General features: G+C 33.5%; 18 protein-coding genes. 15 read left to right on the top strand and 3 right to left on the bottom strand.

Annotated elements, in window-relative coordinates; translation table 11 throughout:
• Window positions 1–60: 60 nt before the first annotated feature.
• A complete protein-coding gene (gene gldJ, locus NNH57_RS10835; protein WP_074409072.1) occupies window positions 61–1,737 on the bottom strand; it encodes a gliding motility lipoprotein GldJ in 1,677 nt (558 codons plus the stop codon).
• A 504-nt stretch (window positions 1,738–2,241) separates the two neighbouring features.
• On the opposite strand from gldJ, the gene porV reads away from it, so the two are divergent.
• The 7 genes from porV to NNH57_RS10800 all read left to right on the top strand — a co-directional run bounded on the left by porV (window position 2,242) and on the right by NNH57_RS10800 (window position 9,920).
• Window positions 2,242–3,411 carry a type IX secretion system outer membrane channel protein PorV gene (porV, locus tag NNH57_RS10830; RefSeq protein ID WP_074409071.1) on the top strand — a complete coding sequence of 390 codons (1,170 nt, stop codon included), beginning with the start codon at window positions 2,242–2,244 and terminating at the stop codon, window positions 3,409–3,411.
• Between the two features lie 197 nt (window positions 3,412–3,608).
• Window positions 3,609–4,118, top strand: coding sequence for a cytidine deaminase (locus NNH57_RS10825; RefSeq protein ID WP_328515240.1), 510 nt, complete (start codon window positions 3,609–3,611; stop codon window positions 4,116–4,118).
• 148 nt (window positions 4,119–4,266) lie between these two features.
• Window positions 4,267–5,268, top strand: a complete 1,002-nt coding sequence (pdhA, locus tag NNH57_RS10820) for a pyruvate dehydrogenase (acetyl-transferring) E1 component subunit alpha (RefSeq protein WP_074409069.1) — start codon at window positions 4,267–4,269, stop codon at window positions 5,266–5,268.
• 3 nt (window positions 5,269–5,271) lie between these two features.
• Window positions 5,272–6,876, top strand: a complete 1,605-nt coding sequence (locus NNH57_RS10815) for a pyruvate dehydrogenase complex dihydrolipoamide acetyltransferase (protein ID WP_108807679.1) — start codon at window positions 5,272–5,274, stop codon at window positions 6,874–6,876.
• Between the two features lie 80 nt (window positions 6,877–6,956).
• Window positions 6,957–7,928 carry a M28 family metallopeptidase gene (locus tag NNH57_RS10810; protein ID WP_108807680.1) on the top strand — a complete coding sequence of 324 codons (972 nt, stop codon included), beginning with the start codon at window positions 6,957–6,959 and terminating at the stop codon, window positions 7,926–7,928.
• Between the two features lie 66 nt (window positions 7,929–7,994).
• On the top strand, window positions 7,995–8,675 hold the full coding sequence (locus NNH57_RS10805; protein ID WP_074409066.1) for an SDR family NAD(P)-dependent oxidoreductase: 681 nt from the start codon (window positions 7,995–7,997) through the stop codon (window positions 8,673–8,675).
• 453 nt (window positions 8,676–9,128) lie between these two features.
• Complete coding sequence (locus NNH57_RS10800; RefSeq protein ID WP_132066266.1) at window positions 9,129–9,920, top strand: hypothetical protein; 792 nt, start codon at window positions 9,129–9,131, stop codon at window positions 9,918–9,920.
• Window positions 9,921–10,002: 82 nt separating this feature from the next.
• On the opposite strand, the gene NNH57_RS10795 is transcribed toward NNH57_RS10800, so the two are convergent.
• Window positions 10,003–10,461, bottom strand: a complete 459-nt coding sequence (locus tag NNH57_RS10795) for a hypothetical protein (protein ID WP_132066268.1) — start codon at window positions 10,459–10,461, stop codon at window positions 10,003–10,005.
• Complete coding sequence (locus tag NNH57_RS10790; RefSeq protein ID WP_074409062.1) at window positions 10,458–11,003, bottom strand: hypothetical protein; 546 nt, start codon at window positions 11,001–11,003, stop codon at window positions 10,458–10,460. The genes NNH57_RS10795 and NNH57_RS10790 overlap by 4 nt, the downstream gene beginning before the upstream one ends.
• A gap of 494 nt (window positions 11,004–11,497) precedes the next feature.
• Between NNH57_RS10790 and NNH57_RS10785 the strand changes: the two genes are divergently transcribed.
• The 8 genes from NNH57_RS10785 (at window position 11,498) to NNH57_RS10750 (ending at window position 18,362) form a co-directional block, all read left to right on the top strand.
• Window positions 11,498–12,385: a DUF4349 domain-containing protein gene (locus NNH57_RS10785; RefSeq protein ID WP_108807684.1), complete on the top strand. Its 888-nt coding sequence runs from the start codon at window positions 11,498–11,500 to the stop codon at window positions 12,383–12,385.
• 86 nt (window positions 12,386–12,471) lie between these two features.
• Entirely contained in the window at window positions 12,472–13,068 is a 597-nt protein-coding gene (locus tag NNH57_RS10780; RefSeq protein WP_074409060.1) for a SprT-like domain-containing protein, read from the top strand.
• A gap of 2 nt (window positions 13,069–13,070) precedes the next feature.
• Complete coding sequence (locus tag NNH57_RS10775) at window positions 13,071–14,150, top strand: mannose-1-phosphate guanylyltransferase (protein ID WP_074409059.1); 1,080 nt, start codon at window positions 13,071–13,073, stop codon at window positions 14,148–14,150.
• A gap of 6 nt (window positions 14,151–14,156) precedes the next feature.
• Complete coding sequence (locus NNH57_RS10770) at window positions 14,157–15,602, top strand: DUF389 domain-containing protein (protein WP_234423356.1); 1,446 nt, start codon at window positions 14,157–14,159, stop codon at window positions 15,600–15,602.
• Window positions 15,603–15,772: 170 nt separating this feature from the next.
• Window positions 15,773–16,327 (top strand): GNAT family N-acetyltransferase, encoded by a 555-nt coding sequence (locus tag NNH57_RS10765; protein ID WP_074409057.1) that lies wholly within the window; start codon window positions 15,773–15,775, stop codon window positions 16,325–16,327.
• A gap of 55 nt (window positions 16,328–16,382) precedes the next feature.
• Window positions 16,383–16,832 (top strand): hypothetical protein, encoded by a 450-nt coding sequence (locus NNH57_RS10760; RefSeq protein ID WP_108807685.1) that lies wholly within the window; start codon window positions 16,383–16,385, stop codon window positions 16,830–16,832.
• Between the two features lie 169 nt (window positions 16,833–17,001).
• Window positions 17,002–17,526: a DUF4269 domain-containing protein gene (locus NNH57_RS10755; protein ID WP_074409055.1), complete on the top strand. Its 525-nt coding sequence runs from the start codon at window positions 17,002–17,004 to the stop codon at window positions 17,524–17,526.
• Between the two features lie 53 nt (window positions 17,527–17,579).
• Window positions 17,580–18,362, top strand: a complete 783-nt coding sequence (locus NNH57_RS10750) for an alpha/beta fold hydrolase (RefSeq protein ID WP_108807686.1) — start codon at window positions 17,580–17,582, stop codon at window positions 18,360–18,362.
• Window positions 18,363–18,392 lie beyond the last annotated feature (30 nt).

Below are 18,392 nucleotides of genomic sequence, written 5' to 3'. Positions count from 1 at the left end.
AAAAGCCCTGACAAATATGTACAGGGCTTTTGGTATTTATAACGAACTTTAATTAAATTTTTATCCTTTTGGTTTCTGGTGTCTAGGTGTTTTTTTCTTTCTGGCTTTGGTACCAACACGAGACATTGCATTTCTGAAACCAATATAATCGGTAGCCATATCTTGTGGTAAGAACCTTCTTTGTGCGGGATCTAACCAATAGGCTCTGTCTTTCCAGGAACCACCTTTGTATACACGTACTTCATCATCAACAATGGTAGTTCTCTTACTAGACTCATCGTATCTTCTGTCCATTTGTGTGCTATCTTCTGCATCAGGACCTACGTAATGAATAGGTGCATTATACATTCTTCTGTTAGGAGTAGCTTGATCTTGAAATCCTTCGTAATATCTAGAAGAACTTTTATCACCATCTCTATAGTTTCTGTTATCACTATCAGTAAAATTAGTTCTCATGTATGTTTCCTGCTCATCGATAGGAACTTGTAAAATTCCACCAGGTAATACTCGAGCTATAATTTTACCATTACTAAGTGTATCGTATACTATAGAATCTGTCATAACGATTTTTACAGTTCCATCAGGATTGATAGCGTTTTTGGTATATACATTTCCTCTATAGTAGTTAAAATCATTATATTCATCATCTACAATAGGTCTGTAAACATCGGATACCCATTCTGCAACATTCCCTGCCATATCATATAAACCATAATCGTTAGGATTGTAAGATTTTACAGGAGCAGTAATATCTGCACCATCATCACTCCATCCAGCGATTCCACCATAATCACCATCACCTTGCTTAAAGTTAGCTAATTGATCTCCACGAGTTCTTCTTTTTCCAGAACGTGTGTATTTTCCAGTCCATGGATATTTTTTTCTACCTCTATAGATGTTATAACTTCTAATTTCTACTAACCCTAAAGCAGCATATTCCCATTCAGCTTCGGTTGGGAGTCTGTATTTGGGTAAAAGTAATCCATCTTTACGTTGTATATATAGTCCTGTAGAGTCGTTAGTTTTTGCATATCTTTCTGATGCTCTACCACCTCTGGTAGCTTCATCATTACCTCCATAAGTTTGTGAAGGAGCGTTTAAATATGTATCTGTGTCAAAAGTGCTTTCTGCAGAAACATCTTCAAAAGGAGCATTCTTTTTAATTACATCTTCTTCTTCAAGAATTCTTTCATTAACGCGGTTAGTCCTCCAATTACTGAATTCTATTGCTTGAATCCAATTTACCCCTACAACAGGATAATTAGCATACGCAGGATGACGTAAGTAATTATTGGTCATCATTTCATTAAAACCAAGTCGATTTCTCCAAACTAAGGTGTCAGGAAGAGCACCATAATATATGTTTCTGTATTTTGGTTCTGTAGGAGGGTATACTCCTTTTAACCAATCAAGATATTCCAGATACATTACATTGGTAACTTCGGTTTCATCCATGTAAAAGGATTGAACATGTTGCTGAGTTGGAGTATTGTTCCAGTCATGCATTACATCATCTTGTACACGTCCCATAGTGAATGTACCTCCTTCAATAAATACTAAACCAGGGCCAGTTTCTTGCTCTTTGTAATTTGTCTGTACCTGAAATCCACCATCTTTGGAATTGTATTTCCAACCTGTGGCTCTAGAACTGCTCCCATAATCGTTCTTAGAACAACTAAACAGTAAAACACTAATGGAAAGCGCCATTAGCGACTTAAAAATAAACGCGTTTTTCATAATCTTAAGTTCGTTTAAGTAGAAATTAGGGCTTGCAATATAAATAATAAACGTTAAAATTACCCTAATTTTTTCAAAATATTATCAATTCACATTTTTTTATGAATTTATAACGACTCTGGTTTAACGCAATATTTGTGAGTTTATTATTTGAGATGTAATAAAAACAAGAAATTTAAAATATTAAAAAAACATTGTTCTTAAATTTTTATGTTTCTTAATAAAATGTTAAATAAAATGATTATTTAACATTATTTTCACTTCTTGTGGTGGGCAATCTTATAATGAGATAAGATTGTTAATTATTTGAAATTTAAGAGATTACAAGGGGATTAAGGGCGTGTGTTTGGCATGTTTTAATAAAAATTAATCACGGAAACTAAAATGAAATATAAGATATCCTTAAAATCAGCGTTTATAAACCATCAACTTAAAAAAATTAAGAACTCACTATTCTTACTAACTAAATAACTATATATTTGTCAAACTCAATTTTTAAAGGATATGAAAAGATTATTAACCCTTAGCCTATTGTGTGTTACAGTTTTCACTTTTAAAACTCAGGCTCAGGAACAAAACAGAGCAATAACAACTGCTACTCCATTTTTATTAATAGCTGCAGATGCAAGAGCGGCTGGTTTAGCAGATCAAGGGGTTGCTACTTCTCCAGATGCATTTTCACAACAATGGAATCCAGCTAAATATGCATTCATAAAAAATAAGCAAGGGGTTGGGGTTAACTATACTCCTTACTTAAGTAATCTGGTTAATGACATATTCTTGGGGAATGTGAATTATTATAATCGTCTTAATGAGCGAAGTGCTGTAGCAGCGAGTTTTAGATATTTTAGCTTAGGGGATATAGAATTTAGACAAGGGCCTAATGATGAGCCTAATGTTCAAAAACCAAATGAATTAACCCTTGATATTTCATATGCATTAAAACTTAGTGATAGATTCTCTATGGCTGTAGCGGGTCGCTACTTACGTTCTGATCTTAGATTACAAGGTCTTGGGGCAGATGCTAGTGCAGCAGGAAGTTTTGGTGTAGATATCGCTGGTTTTTATAGAAGTGATGAGATTGCTTTTAATTCTTTTAATGGTAGATGGAGAGCAGGAGCTACGATTTCTAATATAGGACCAAAAATAAAATATGATGATGCAGGTCAAGAAAACTTTATCCCTACTAATTTTAGATTAGGAGCTGCATTCGATTTTATTCTTAATGAAGATAATCGAATTACACCTTCGTTAGAGTTTAGTAAATTACTTGTGCCAACTCCATTAGATCCAGACACTAACGGTGATGGTAATATTACAGCAGAAGAACAGCAAGCTGCAAACGATGAGTATAATGATAAAAGTGCATTTGGATCTATCTTTTCTTCTTGGGGAGATGCGCCAGATGGGTTTAGCGAAGAATTAAAAGAAATTACCTGGGCATTAGGTGCAGAATATATGTATCGCGATGTATTTGCTTTTAGAGCGGGATACTTTAATGAATCTGAAGAAAAAGGAGCGCGTAAATTTCTATCTCTAGGTGCAGGTTTCAGGTATAATATTGTAAATTTAGATATATCGTATTTATTTTCTACCTCGTCTGTTAGAAGTCCACTTGAAGGAACACTACGTTTTGGTCTTTCCTTTAATTTTGGAGACGAATATTACGACTAGAAAATATCGCAAATTAATATAAAAAGTATCAAGCCGAAGGGTTTGATACTTTTTTTGTTTATAGTACATTGTAATACTTTTATTTGTAGTTCAAATTTAGGAATACGATATGCTTTGTAGAGTGTTTAAAGGCTATGTAGGTTAAACAATACTGTATGAGGAGTTAGAAAGTAGTATTAATAACACATGAAACGAGCATTAAGAAATTACTAAAATCTAAACGTGTGAAAGAAATAGAAATAAAATCTGTCTTACAGGTATATGATTCATTTGATGAGTTACCAGGAAATATTCAGGAATTGATGCAGCAATCCTTTGCTATTAGAGATAAGGCGTATGCTCCTTACTCTGAGTTTTTGGTTGGAGCAGCACTTTTATTAGAGAATGGAGAGGTGGTTTTAGGAAATAATCAGGAAAATGCGTGTTATCCCTCGGGATTGTGCGCAGAACGTACGGCTATATATTATGCCGGAGCTAATTTCCCTGAGGTTCCTATTGTTACTATGGCACTTTCTGCTAAATCGTTAAAATATCAATTATTGACCCCGACACCTCCTTGCGGTGCATGTAGACAAGCAATAGCAGAATATGAGGTAAAACAAAATATGCCAATAGCTATTTATTTTATGGGAGAAACAGGAAAAGTAGTTAAATCATCTTCTTTATCTAATATATTACCGCTTATTTTTGATAATTCATATTTATAACGTTTTCGTTGATTTTATCAGCAAACTCCTTTCCCTTTAATTTCGAATATGTTATTTTTGTTTTTCGTTCTCTTAAAAAATAAGAGAAAAAATTAAATAATGACTAGTTTTGTAGCTAGTTTTTTTAGACATACATCAGTACAACTAAATGAAAAAGATAACCAAAGATGTTTACCTAAATTGGTACGAAGAAATGCTTTTCTGGAGAAAATTCGAGGATAAGTTAGCTCAAGTTTATATTCAACAAAAAGTAAGAGGTTTTTTACACTTATACAATGGTCAGGAAGCAATTTTGGCAGGAGCTTTACATGCTATGGATCTTACCAAGGATAAAATGATTACAGCATATCGTAATCACGTTCAGCCAATTGGTATGGGTGTAGATCCAAAACGAGTAATGGCAGAGTTGTATGGTAAAGCTACTGGTACTTCTCAAGGTTTAGGAGGATCAATGCATATTTTCTCAAAAGAACATCGATTTTATGGAGGACATGGAATTGTTGGAGGACAAATACCTTTAGGAGCAGGTTTGGCATTTGCAGATAAATATCATAAAAGAGATGCAGTAACGCTTACATTTTTTGGTGATGGAGCCGCTCGTCAAGGGTCATTACATGAAACTTTTAATCTGGCAATGTTATGGAAATTACCCGTAGTATTTTGCGTAGAGAATAATGGGTATGCTATGGGGACGTCTGTAGAAAGAACTGCAAACCATACAGATATTTGGAAATTAGGACAAGGATATGAAATGCCTTCTGGTCCGGTAGATGCAATGAATCCTATAAAAGTAGCAGAGGCTATGGATGAGGCAATAACAAGAGCAAGAACAGGTGGTGGTCCAACATTTTTAGAATTAAAAACATATCGATATAGAGGTCATTCTATGAGTGATGCGCAAAAATATCGTACAAAGGAAGAGGTAGCAGAATATCAAAAAATAGATCCAATAACTCAGATTTTGGATATTATTAAAGAGAAAAAGCACGCTACAGATGAAGAAATTGCGGTAATAGACAAACGAGTAAAGGATAGAGTTGCAGAATGTCAAAAGTTTGCCGAAGAATCACCATTCCCAGAGAAGAATGTGATGTATGACGTTGTATACGAACAGGATAATTATCCATTTTTATCACACAAACCACAATAAATTATGGCTACAGTAATTAATATGCCGCGATTGAGCGACACCATGGAAGAAGGAGTGGTTGCGAAGTGGCTTGTTAAAAAAGGAGATAAAATTAGTGAAGGAGATATCCTTGCTGAAATAGAAACAGATAAAGCGACAATGGAGTTCGAATCTTTTTATGAAGGAACATTACTTCATGTGGGGATCGAAGAAGGTGAGACAGCTCCGGTAGATCAATTACTCGCAATTATCGGAGAAGAAAACGAAGATATTTCTGATTTATTAAACGGAAATACTACACCAAATGCAGAATCGGTAAAAGAAGAAAAAGTAGAAGAATTAGCTCCCGTTTCTAATCAAACTGCTACAATTCCTGATGGCGTAGAGATTATTACAATGCCACGCCTTAGTGATACCATGGAAGAAGGAACCGTAGCTACCTGGTTAAAAAAAGTAGGAGATACCGTTGAAGAAGGAGATATTCTAGCCGAAATAGAGACAGATAAAGCTACTATGGAGTTTGAGTCATTCTATAACGGAACCTTGTTACATATTGGAATAGAAGAAGGGCAAACTGCTCCGGTAGATGTTTTATTGGCAATAATTGGCCCTGCAGGAACAGATATATCTGCACTTAAAGATGGCGTTCCTGTAACAGCAGCAGTACAAGATGCTGCACCTGCAAAAGCAGAAACAACAGTTGCAACTTCACAAGGAAATGGAACATCGGGAGGGCGAATATTTGCTTCTCCGTTAGCAAAGAAAATAGCAGCAGATAAAGGAATAGACCTTTCTCTGGTAAAAGGAACAGGCGAAAACGGACGTGTTGTAAAGAAAGATGTAGAATCATTTACACCTTCTGTAACAGCAGCTAGTGCTAGTACGTCACAACCAGTTAAAGAAACAACTTCTGCTCCTGTAGTACAAACATATACGCCGGCAGGAGAAGAAAGTTTTGAAGAAGTGAAAAATTCGCAAATGCGTAAAGCTATTGCAAAAAGTCTTTCGGCTTCAAAATTTAATGCACCGCACTACTACCTTACTATCGAGGTAAATATGGGAAATGCAATGGCATCGCGTAAGAAGATTAATGAATTACCAGATGTTAAAGTGTCTTTTAATGATATGGTGGTTAAAGCATGTGCATTGGCACTTCGTAAACACCCACAGGTTAATACGCAGTGGACAGATGTAGCGACCAGATATGCTAAACATATTAATGTTGGGGTTGCTGTAGCGGTACCAGATGGATTGGTAGTTCCTGTTTTGCCTTTTACCGACCATATGTCTCTTACTCAAATAGGAGCTAAGGTTAAAGATTTAGCAGGTAGAGCCCGTAATAAAAAATTAACTCCGCAGGAAATGAGTGGTAGTACATTTACGGTATCTAATCTAGGGATGTTCGGAATCCAGGAATTTACTTCTATTATTAATCAACCTAATTCTGCTATACTTTCGGTTGGTGCTATTGTAGAAAAACCAGTTGTTAAAGATGGTCAGATTGTAGTTGGTAATACAATGAAAGTGACCTTAGCTTGTGATCACAGAACTGTAGATGGGGCAACAGGAGCTCAGTTTTTACAAACGTTAAAACAGTATCTTGAAAATCCAGTTACTATGCTTGCGTAGATGACTGCTATTATAATATTCATATTCAATCCTGCTTCTAATGAAGCGGGATTTTTTATCTTTATCCAAAACATATTTTTATGACAAAGAACATATTGATCATCCTGATTTCGATTTTATTTATCAATTGTAAGCAAGGAACAATTGCTCAACCACAAGCTAAAACAGCAGAAAATGCTTCTATAGAAAAAACTAAAGTTTCTGATGTTGCAGCTATAATGAATTTTTTAGCTAGTGATGAGTTGAAAGGAAGAGATACTGGAAGCGAAGGTTTAGAAAAAGCCGCAAAATTTATAGAAGAAGAGTTTAAGAAAAATAAGATAGTACCATATTTTGAAACCTATAGAGATGCTTTTGATGCAAAAGGAACAGCAACATATAATGTTGTTGGATTTCTTAAAGGTACAGATGATGAGTTATCAAAAGAATTTATCATACTAGGAGCACATTTTGATCATATAGGTACAGGAAAAGAAGTTAACGGTGATGTAATTGCTAATGGCGCTAATGATAATGCAGCAGGAAGCAGTGCAGTAATTTCTCTGGCTAAACAATTTGCTCAATTAAAAAATAACAAACGTAGTATTCTTTTTGTGCTGTTTGGTGCAGAAGAAAGAGGATTGCTGGGGTCGGCACACCTTGCAGAGGTACTAAAAGAAAAGAATATTAATGTGTATGCTATGGTTAATTTTGAAATGATAGGAGTACCATTAAATGATAAGCCATATAAAGCCTATATCACAGGATATGAAGTGTCTAATATGGCTCAAAAAATGAATGAATATGCAGGATCGGAGCTGATAGGATATTTGCCAAAAGCCAAAGAATTTCAACTGTTTAGAAGAAGCGATAATTATCCATTCTATGAGCAATTTAAAGTGCCATGCCAGACGATCTCTACTTTCGATTTTACAAACTATGACTATTACCACCATGTAGATGATGAAGTATCTGAAATGAATTTTGAGTTTATGACAGAACTTATTAATAGTTGTTTTCCTGTACTTACAAAAATGGCAAATACTTCGGGTAAAGAAATTAAGTTAAATTAATAAAAAGAGATGGTCTGAAAAGTCAAAAAAGATATGATTTTTTATATGACTTAATTTTAGAGAAGAATGAAAAATATTATCATAACAGGTGCAAGTAGAGGTATTGGGTATGAAATGGCAAAGCTATTTGCCGACGAAGGTCACCAGGTGTTAGCATTATCAAGGAATGAAAAACCTATCGATGCTCTTCAACATAAAAACATACATACATTTTCTTTTGATATCTGTAGCCCAAAAGACCTTGAAAAGATGAGTAGCTACATCTCTTCTTCATGGAAACAGGTGGATATTTTGATCAATAACGCCGGTAAATTATTAAATAAACCTTTTGGTGAAATCTCTACTCAGGATTTTGAAGAGGTATATAAGGTAAATGTTTTTGGAGTAGCCGAAATTACACGTTTAACTTTGCCTCATATGAAACCCGGTAGTCATGTTGTTACAGTGAGTAGTATGGGAGGTATACAGGGAAGTATGAAGTTTCCTGGGTTAGCCGCTTATAGTTCTAGTAAAGGTGCGGTGATTACCTTAAACGAGCTATTGGCAGAAGAATATAAAGAAAGTGGTATTGGTTTTAATGTGCTTGCTCTTGGAGCTGTGCAGACCGAAATGCTGGAAGAAGCATTTCCGGGGTATCAGGCACCTTTAACAGCCATAGAAATGGCAGAATATATAAAAGAATTCTCCTTAACCGGAAATAAATTTTATAACGGAAAAGCTCTTCAGGTGTCTAGTAGTACACCATGATTTAATGAAACCTTACAGGTTTTAAAACCTGTAAGGTTTCATTAAATCATGTAGCAACAATTGTTTAAAAGTATATTGATGAATATGAAAAATACTTTTGCTGCATATTAGTTTGTTTTCCTTCTATTTTTAATATAGACTACAATAAACTGCCTATAATATTTATTACCAGAGGCAATAGTTTGATTTTTTTAAATAAAACAGATAATGGTTATTCATTAAATAAGTAATGGATAACCATTATCTGTTTTGATGGATATGCATATAATGTGTAAGGTATTCTTTTATAAAAAATGGGATATTTCCCCCTTTTTGCTCAAAGGAAAAAGAATACATTTACATATGCTATTAAGAGTTGTAAAGGCGCCAAAAATGATTAATAGCACCCTAACCAAAACTATAGGCGAACTCCGAAAAGCCTTAAATAGAGTAGGAATCTTAAAACCATAAAAAATGAAACTAATTATTAAATTCTGTGCAGTGTCTGTTATGATGCTTTTTGTCTTTATAAGTTGTGATAAAGACGAATTAAATATCGAAGAATCTGGTGTTGAGTCAACTAAAGATCTTCAGAATAAAGCTCCGGAACAAGGAATTGTAGAAATCGTACACAATTATGATTATTACGGGGAAAAATTTAAAGTTCTTTATGTTTTAGATACCAAGGAATCTGAAGTAGTAAAAGTAGACGGAGATGTACAAATGGCAGAGCGTATTTTTGGAAAAAAAGATTCTCCTCAAGGATTATTTTTTGAAGATCAAAAAGAAGGAGAAACAACCATTAGTGTAAAAGTTTTTAATACTAATGAAGAGGTAGATGAATATATAGCTAAACTAGCAGGAGATTTTCCTAAAGAAAGATCAGAACAGCAAGTTACAAAAGGGTCTTGTGTAGATGGGTCGATTAATGGCACCGGAAACTTTTATTTCTACTATCATATAAACTATGTTACAGAAATGACAGGTATACGAAGAACGAATAGATACTATTATAAAGATTGGAATTTGGGAGGGTATAATGATCATATGTCTTCTCTTAGAATTACTAAACCATGGGGAAGAAGAGCATATGTGAGATTATATCAACATAGTTGTTATAATGGTAGAACCTTAAATTTTTATTCTCCATATTTTCAAACTGTCGCAGGGGTAAACGATTTAAGAAATTACACCCTGTCGGGATGGTGGTTCTGGAGAAAATCATGGAATGATAAAACATCATCATATAGAGTCTGGGCCTGGTAAACAACTCCTCGACCTTACTACATCTTTGATGTTGTAAATAGAATTAGAAAAGCCATCGATTATACCTTAATCGATGGCTTTATTAATTTTGGATACCTTCTGTTTTTTCGAACTCTATTTTATGCGTTTTAAAAACTTCGTTGTCAATAGTAATGATAGAGGTTTTAATCAATGTTATAATAGTATCGGTCTGATGTTCAAGAATAACTTGTGTTGCTACTTTCTTTACAGAATCAGAAACAGTTTCAAAAGGAGTGATAAAATTAATATGTTTAAGTTGCCCCCCTTTCTCTGCAGAGAGCAATTCATTTTTATTTGTATCGATAGTAAAATCGGGATTGGTTCTGGCTAATGTCTTTTTGTCCAGATATTCCTGAAGTTTCTGGGAGATTATCAGGGAATAGGCATCATCCTCAGAAAGGTCAGATTGCTCTTCTACTTTTTCAAAACTCTCTGCGGCATTCATTTCCATAGATTTAGAAGTGTTATTGGCACAGCCAAATGAGAATAAAAGCACTATGATATATATGAGTCTTTTCATGATTTTATCCTGAATTTTAGTTTAACAATCTGTCCATTTAATCTTCGGGATTCTATAATCTCAATATTTTTTAAGCTTTGTGTTGGTGTAGTTAATTTATTTATAAATTCATCTTTGGCATACATTTCAATACCTAATCGTTGTGGTAATACCTGAAAAATAGTTGCATCATTAGCAATTATTCTAGACAACTCTTTTCGTCTGTTTTGCCAATCGTTAACTTTTCCGTTAGCATAATAATGAAGCATTAAGGCATAGTCATCTGTTTTAATATGTAAATCCTCACGGCGATCAGAAGAGGTCATTCGATATATGGTATCGGTTTTATGATAAGGAGACTGAACTACAAAACGAATAAAATCATCTTTTGTTTTCCAGGTAAAGCAGCCTGTACTGTCACTTTTTGAATAAAAAGGAGATTCTTCATCGTTTAGTATAATAATATCGATAGGAATTTTGGTGATAGGTCGATTTCTATCCTGATCGATAAAGCAAAAACTAAAGATGTTCTGCTTAGGAATTAAGAAATATACCAGGATCAATACGCCAAGACTTAACGGTACAATCCAAAACCATTTAGGAATATCTAGTGTCTTTGCAGGGGTTGAAGGAATAGTGTGATTACTTTTAAAATCATTCCAGTTTCTATATTCACAGTATTGTGAGAGTAGATTAAGGATATCAACACGAGGTAATTTTTCTGAAGAATTTTTAAAATAACTATAGAAAGATTTTTCGCTAATCGAAGCTTTTACTCGTTTTTGTAAATCTTCCTGAAACCATATAATATCTTGTCCCTTCCAATCAGAAATATCATAACTCGAAGCAGTGTTTTCCTTTAAGAACTGTTGCGCAACAGCTTTTTTAAGGAGATCGAATAGTATTTTTTCTTCAGGAACTATAGTTTTAATGTTTTGATAATGAGTGATTTGTATTTTGTAAAATGTTTTACAATTCCTTTACAAGTATTCTACAATAGGTAGATGAGGTTTGGTTTTAAGTTTGTTTTCAGTTTAACAAGATAAAAAATATAAAAATGAAAACGAACAAATTTAAAATAAGCAGAATAATAATTTTAATTGGAATTACCTTATTAGGATATTCTTGTGCTAATAGTGAAAACAAATATGCATTAGACTCAGAACATATTATGCTCGAAGATACTGGAGAAACTCCCGTATTGTCAAGTGTTGAATCTGAAGAACAAACAAAAGAAGCTACACTACTGGATAGTGATAGATTGAAAACTAAAAAAAATAATGTCGATACCAAGCTAAAGATTATTAAGAATGCTAATTGTCGAATTAAAGTTAAAGATGTTGAAGAAGCAACACTATTGGCTAGAAAAATTGCTTTAAAATACCAAGGATATATTTCTGACGAGCGATTCACAAATACAAATTATACTAAAGAAAACCGTTTTACAATAAGAATTCCTCAAGACCAGTTTGATACTGTTTTGGATAGTGTATGTGGATTGGCAGAATTCGTGGATTATAAAAATATATCTACAGTAGATGTAACCGAAGAATATATTGATATTACATCACGATTACAAACAAAGTTGGATGTAAAAGAGCGTTATGAAACCATTTTAAAAACAAGAGCTAAAACGGTAGAAGACATTTTAAAAACCGAAGAAAAGCTTAGTTTGCTTCAGGAAGAAATCGAATCTGCCCAGGGAAGATTAAAATATTTAAGTAATAAGGTATCGTATAGTACGGTTCAGGTAGATGTATATCAAACTATAATTCCAAAAGATGAACCTGTAGGATACGAACCTCATTTTTTAGATAAAGCAAAACAAGGATTGTCTTTTGGTTGGTCGATTATAGAAAACCTAACATTATTATTGTTTTATATCTGGCCATTACTAGTATTAGGGGGTGTAATCTTTGTGTATTTTAAATGGGTAAAAAAGTAAAAAAAATATTAAATTAAGCGTGCTATTCTCGTGCGCTTAATTTTGTATTTTGCGCAAGTAAAAGGAAGATTAATAATTTTGTGCATTTGAAAGAAATATTAAGGAAATATATTCCAGAACGATCTGTAGATAAGGCATTTGATCTCGTTATAAAATGTAATGTACATCTTAAAATTGTCAATGAGAGAGTTACTCGACATGGAGATTATCGCAAAATGCCGGATGGGAGACACCAGATTACTGTAAATGCATCTCTTAATAAATACCGTTTCCTTATTACCTTGATTCATGAAGTAGCACATCTTGTTGCTTTTGAGAAGTATGGGCGTTATATAAAACCACATGGGATAGAATGGAAAAGAACCTTTCAGCAATTAATGTTGCCCTATATTAATCCCGAAGTATTCCCAGCTAAATTATTACCTGTTATAGCACATCATTTTAAAAACCCAAGAGCTAGTAGCGATACCGATGAAAAATTATCATTAGCATTAAAACAATATGATCCTGCTAATGATAAAAATTATATCTTTGAGTTACCCCTCGGAAGTGTCTTCCGTTTATACAATGGAAAAGTCTTTAAGAAAGGTAATAAGAAAGTAAAGCGCTATGAATGCGTAGAACTTAATACAGGCAGAATTTACCTTTTTAACCCAAACGCAGAAGTTGAATTATTAAATTGATTATGAACAAAAATTATTATGCAATATTGATGGCAGGTGGAGTAGGGTCAAGGTTTTGGCCTGTGAGCACTTCAGAATTTCCAAAACAGTTTCACGATATGTTAGGAACAGGAGAAACACTGATCCAACGTACATTTTCACGTCTGGCTAAGATTGTTCCCAAAGAAAATATATTTATTCTTACCAACGAGCGATATAATGATTTGGTTTTAGAGCAGTTACCAGAAGCAGAGCAACGACAGGTAGTAACCGAGCCTGCAATGCGTAATACAGCACCATGTATCCTATATGCAGCATTAAAGATCCAGAAGGACAACCCTGATGCAGTGATGGTAGTTGCACCTAGTGATCATTGGATAGAGGATGAAGATGCATTTATAACAAATCTAGAATATAGTTTTACAGCATGTTTAGAACATGATATTTTGATGACCTTGGGAATTCAACCCACCTTTCCTAATACGGGATATGGTTATATTCAATATAATAAAGAAAGCGAAGAGGCTAAGAAAAAAGTAGCTCAATTTACAGAAAAACCAGATTATGATACTGCCAAAAAGTTTTTAAGTGAAGGAAACTATTTATGGAATGCGGGGATTTTTATCTGGAGTGTGCAAAGTATTATAACTGCTTTCGCCAAATTTCAGCAACAGATGACTGCTTTATTTGAAAAAGGGTCGGTCGTCTATAATACGATGCAGGAGAACGATTTTATACAAGAAAATTATCCGCTGGCAGAGAACATATCTATCGATTATGCTATTTTGGAGAAAGCAGATAATGTATACGTGCTTCCGGCAACTTTTGATTGGAATGACTTGGGAACCTGGGGGTCGTTATATGATAAATTAGATAAAACAAAAGCTAATAATGCTGTAGTTAATGCCAGAGTATTGCCAGAAGATGCATCTGGTAATATGATTAGAACATCTAATGATAAAATTGTGGTAGTCGATGGGCTTAAGGATTATATTATTATAGACAAAGAAGAGGTACTTTTGATTTATCCCAAAAAGAAAGAACAGGATATTAAAAAGGTACTTAAAAAAGTAAAAGAAACCTACGGAGAACAATACGGATAAAGTACAATGACAGAAAATACAAATCAACCCGTTCCTGATCAGGACGAGATGGCAGAAACAGTAAAGAGAGATGCCAAAGGCCTTTTTGCCAGTGCTAATACATTTGTTAGAGAACTATTAGATATAAGATCAGAGACAGATAAGGATCAAACAATAGAGGATGTTAAAAATGATATCCCTTTTAAAGGACATAATGCCTGGATTCTTATTTTTTCGGTATTTGTAGCGTCTATTGGTCTTAATGTAAGTTCTACGGCAGTAGTGATAGGAGCGATGTTAATTTCTCCATTAATGGGACCAATTGTTGGAATTGGATTATCTATTGCTATTAATGATATTGATACATTAAGAAGATCTCTGGTTAATCTGGGTGTGATGGTAGGTCTAAGTGTTCTTGCTGCCACATTATATTTTTGGGCTTCTCCTTTAACAGAATTAACTCCAGAGTTAGAATCCAGGACAGCACCTACTATCTTGGATGTATTAGTTGCAGTTTTTGGAGGTTTGGCACTAATTGTCGCCAAATCTAAAAAAGGAACAATGCCTAATGCTATAGCAGGAGTAGCTATTGCTACTGCGTTAATGCCACCTCTATGTACAGTAGGGTATGGTATTGCAGAGTGGAAATTAGAGTATGCCCTGGGAGCACTGTATTTGTTTTCTATTAATGCCACATTTATTGCTTTATCTACATTTATCGTTTCCAAATTATTGCGTTTCCCAATGTTGCGGTATGCTAATTCTGCAAAAAGAAAACGTATAGCACGACTTGCCTCTTTACTAGCAATATTAGTAATGATACCTGCGAGTTATACATTCTATGTAACTCTTAATGAGAGTAATGCAGAACGGGATTATAAGGCATTTAAAGCTAATGAAATTGATGCTAATGAAAACTTGTACCTCAGAAAAGATTTCTATGATTATAATAATGAATCTATAAAATTATATTTTGATGGAGAGATTAATGAGGCTACCGTTAGTGATTTGCAAAATGAAATTAAAAAATATACCAGTATTAGTGATTTTGCATTGGCAATAAATGGTAATAAGTCAAGAGGTATTGATCAAGTATCCAAAGCATATGATAGGTCTATAGTGCAGTTAAATCGTGTAGAAAAAGAAAATGATAAGCTTCTGGATGAAATTGAAGACCTTAAGATTAAGATAGCCGGTCTAGAAACTCAACTCAAAGAAGCAAATAAGGTAGTTCCGGTAACCATAATGCCGTATGCCAGTATAGCCAAAGATGCAAAAATACGATTCCCAGATTTGGCAGAACTAGGATATGGCGAGGTACAAAAATCAAATTTCTTAAAAGTAGATACCGTGCAAGTTATCTTTCCTAGATGGAAATTTCAGGTATCCGATAGTCTTAATGCTATTAGGGTAAACAAACTGCAAGAATGGATTACCAAAGAAATGAAGGCAGATACATTGTATGTAGAATAATGAAGGAGGTAGATAAAATAAATCTATATTCTTTTTCTGTAATTATTGTCTTAGGAGTATCTGTACTTTAAGAAGGAGGAACTAAGAAAGTAACTCGTTGGGAAATGGATACTATATAATAAATAGAGGATAATAAAAAGTTTTAAATCTTATCATATTGTATTTTAAAAATGACCAGAATCGAAATAGTAACAGAAAGAACGAAATTAAGATTGATTACGTTATCGGATTTAGATTCGATTCATAAATTACATTCTTTACCCGAGACTGATGAATATAATACCTTGGGAATTCCAATACATATTGAAGAAACTAAATCTATAATAGAGCCCTGGATTGAAGAAAATCAATTGCATGAAATAAAGAATTATACATTTGCAATTGAAACTAAATCTGATGGAAAATTCTTAGGCCTATTTGGGTTAAAAATCGGAAATAAAAAATATAATAGAGGAGAAATTTGGTATAAGATACATTCTGATTATTGGAAAAAAGGATACGCCACAGAATCTTTAAGAGCAGTAATAGATTTTGGATTTGAAACTCTCAAATTACATCGAATAGAAGCTGGATGCGCAGTAGATAATATTGGTTCTATAAAGGTTCTTGAGAAAGTAGGAATGATAAGAGAAGGAAGAGGTAGGCAAATATTACCTTTAAAATCGGGATGGTCAGACAATTTTGGATACTCGATACTTGAAACTGATAAAAGAAAAAATAATTAAGGAAGTAATAGTAGTCGTTGTATAAGTCTAGATTTGTAATAAAAGATATACTCCAATGTTTAAAAAAATAGATACAAAGCTTAATGCCGTTCTTCTTTTGATTATGGTAATCATGATTTCTTGTGTACAAGAAAGAAAAATTGGTAAAGTAATAAAAGATCAAAATTATACTACTTGTACTAATTTTGAATGCCTTGAAAAAAATAAAAATAAACGAATAGTTGTTAAAGGAATACTTAGAACATATACTCCGAATAAAACAGGAAAAGGAGCAGGTCATATGTTTTGGGATTGGGAAATACTATTGGATAACGAAATAACGATACCCGTAATAAGTAAGAATCAAAGATTAGATCTATCTATATACAATAAAAAGAACGTACTAATTGATGGTAATGTGTTTTATGGTATAGTAATAGGGAGTCCAGAAGGACAAAATGCAACTGGATATAGAATAGATGCTCACTCAGTACAAGAACAAACTACAAGCAGCAAAAAAGAATAGGATTTGGTATGGCAGTCCAATGAATTAACGAGGTTGATTACAAGGAATATTTCTATAGTAGAGATAAGATGACCAAATGATTATTTTGGCAGGCATTAACTTAATTTTATAACATATTTTTATAGCCGTTTTATACCTTACGCTGATAATAGTTTTTGTTTCAGTAGTCATGACAGATTTTAGAAATATAGCGTATTTAAAATTTGGAAATATTCGGCAAAGAAAAGCATATGACACCTTATTAGGTTTGGATATTATGCAAGTATTGAAGGCATATACCCCGATTCTTACAGGAACTATACCTATTGATATTGATGTACCGCAAAGTGATCTGGATATCATTTGTAAATGCGAAGACCATGCAAAATTTTCAAACATGGTTATTGGGTTATTTCAAAAAGAAAAAGGCTTTGCGATTTCGACCCGAACATATGGTAAAACAAAAAGAACGATTTGCCGGTTTCGATCCAATGGATTTGATATTGAGATTTTCGGACAAAATATTCCTACAGAACAACAAGATGCGTATAGACATATGATCGTAGAACATAAGATTTTGAAGGAAAAAGGAGTTGAGTTTCGGTCCAAAATAAAGGAGTTAAAATCTAATGGAGTGAAAACCGAACAAGCATTTGCTCAACTCTTAGGTTTGAAAGGAGATCCTTATAAGGAACTATTAAAATTGAGATATTAAAAAACAAGAGGCTATAGAGTTAAAAACAATAATCTTTACACTTTAAAAAACACATGAAAATAAAAGTTCTTGACGGTATATTTATAAGGTATAATATTGTAGATAAAACCAAACAATCAATTTGGTTCTTACATGGATTTGCTGATTCTGGTTTAGCCTATAAAGAGGTTTTTAACTCTGATCTTGCGTCAGAATTTAATCTTTATATTGTAGATCTTCCTGGGTTTGGAGTTAGTCCTATAAACTCTGAATATGTATCGATTAAAGAGCAAGCAGATTTACTTTCACAAGTAATAGAAAGAGAAACAGAGAACAACATAAAAACAAATATTGTTGCACATTCGATTGGTGCACTTATAGGAACCTGGGTTTGCCAACAATTAGCAAGTAAGATTAATTACTATATTAATATAGAAGGAAACCTAACAGAGGCAGATAGCTATTTTTCAAGCAAGCCTTTACAATATAATACAGCAAAAGAATTTACTCAATCCTTTGAGAAAAGGATTTTTGAAAATGCAATCAAAGAAGAACGATATAAAAGATATTATTGCAGCTTTAGGTTTGCCGAACCACAGGGAATGCGTAACTGGGGGATTACAAGCCAGGAACACATTAAGGATAATAAATGCGGGTTTGAGTTCAAAGACTTAACTTGTAATAAGATCTATATATGGGGTGATTTGGATACTCCAAAAGACACCCAGAGATTTATAAAAGAACATAATATCCCAAACAAGCTTTATAAAGGCGTAGGGCACTGGCATATGATAGAAAATTCAAAGCATTTCTATGCCGATGTAAGTGAAATTATAAAAAAAGTATACTCCATATAACAAATCCCATTTCGAGGATAATATGAATCA

Source organism: Aquimarina spinulae, from assembly GCF_943373825.1.
GTDB lineage: Bacteria > Bacteroidota > Bacteroidia > Flavobacteriales > Flavobacteriaceae > Aquimarina > Aquimarina spinulae.
Note: the sequence above shows the minus strand (reverse complement) of the source record. Positions and strands in the feature narration are given on the sequence as shown.

Excerpts from the sequence above, each read along its gene's own strand:
- gldJ (WP_074409072.1), bottom strand. The coding sequence starts at position 1,737 with ATGAAAAACGCGTTTATTTTTAAGTCGCTAATGGCGCTTTCCATTAGT.
- porV (WP_074409071.1), top strand. The coding sequence starts at position 2,242 with ATGAAAAGATTATTAACCCTTAGCCTATTGTGTGTTACAGTTTTCACT.
- pdhA (WP_074409069.1), top strand. The coding sequence starts at position 4,267 with ATGAAAAAGATAACCAAAGATGTTTACCTAAATTGGTACGAAGAAATG.
- NNH57_RS10815 (WP_108807679.1), top strand. The coding sequence starts at position 5,272 with ATGGCTACAGTAATTAATATGCCGCGATTGAGCGACACCATGGAAGAA.
- NNH57_RS10810 (WP_108807680.1), top strand. The coding sequence starts at position 6,957 with ATGACAAAGAACATATTGATCATCCTGATTTCGATTTTATTTATCAAT.
- NNH57_RS10805 (WP_074409066.1), top strand. The coding sequence starts at position 7,995 with ATGAAAAATATTATCATAACAGGTGCAAGTAGAGGTATTGGGTATGAA.
- NNH57_RS10800 (WP_132066266.1), top strand. The coding sequence starts at position 9,129 with ATGAAACTAATTATTAAATTCTGTGCAGTGTCTGTTATGATGCTTTTT.
- NNH57_RS10795 (WP_132066268.1), bottom strand. The coding sequence starts at position 10,461 with ATGAAAAGACTCATATATATCATAGTGCTTTTATTCTCATTTGGCTGT.
- NNH57_RS10785 (WP_108807684.1), top strand. The coding sequence starts at position 11,498 with ATGAAAACGAACAAATTTAAAATAAGCAGAATAATAATTTTAATTGGA.
- NNH57_RS10775 (WP_074409059.1), top strand. The coding sequence starts at position 13,071 with ATGAACAAAAATTATTATGCAATATTGATGGCAGGTGGAGTAGGGTCA.
- NNH57_RS10770 (WP_234423356.1), top strand. The coding sequence starts at position 14,157 with ATGACAGAAAATACAAATCAACCCGTTCCTGATCAGGACGAGATGGCA.
- NNH57_RS10765 (WP_074409057.1), top strand. The coding sequence starts at position 15,773 with ATGACCAGAATCGAAATAGTAACAGAAAGAACGAAATTAAGATTGATT.
- NNH57_RS10760 (WP_108807685.1), top strand. The coding sequence starts at position 16,383 with ATGTTTAAAAAAATAGATACAAAGCTTAATGCCGTTCTTCTTTTGATT.
- NNH57_RS10755 (WP_074409055.1), top strand. The coding sequence starts at position 17,002 with ATGACAGATTTTAGAAATATAGCGTATTTAAAATTTGGAAATATTCGG.
- NNH57_RS10750 (WP_108807686.1), top strand. The coding sequence starts at position 17,580 with ATGAAAATAAAAGTTCTTGACGGTATATTTATAAGGTATAATATTGTA.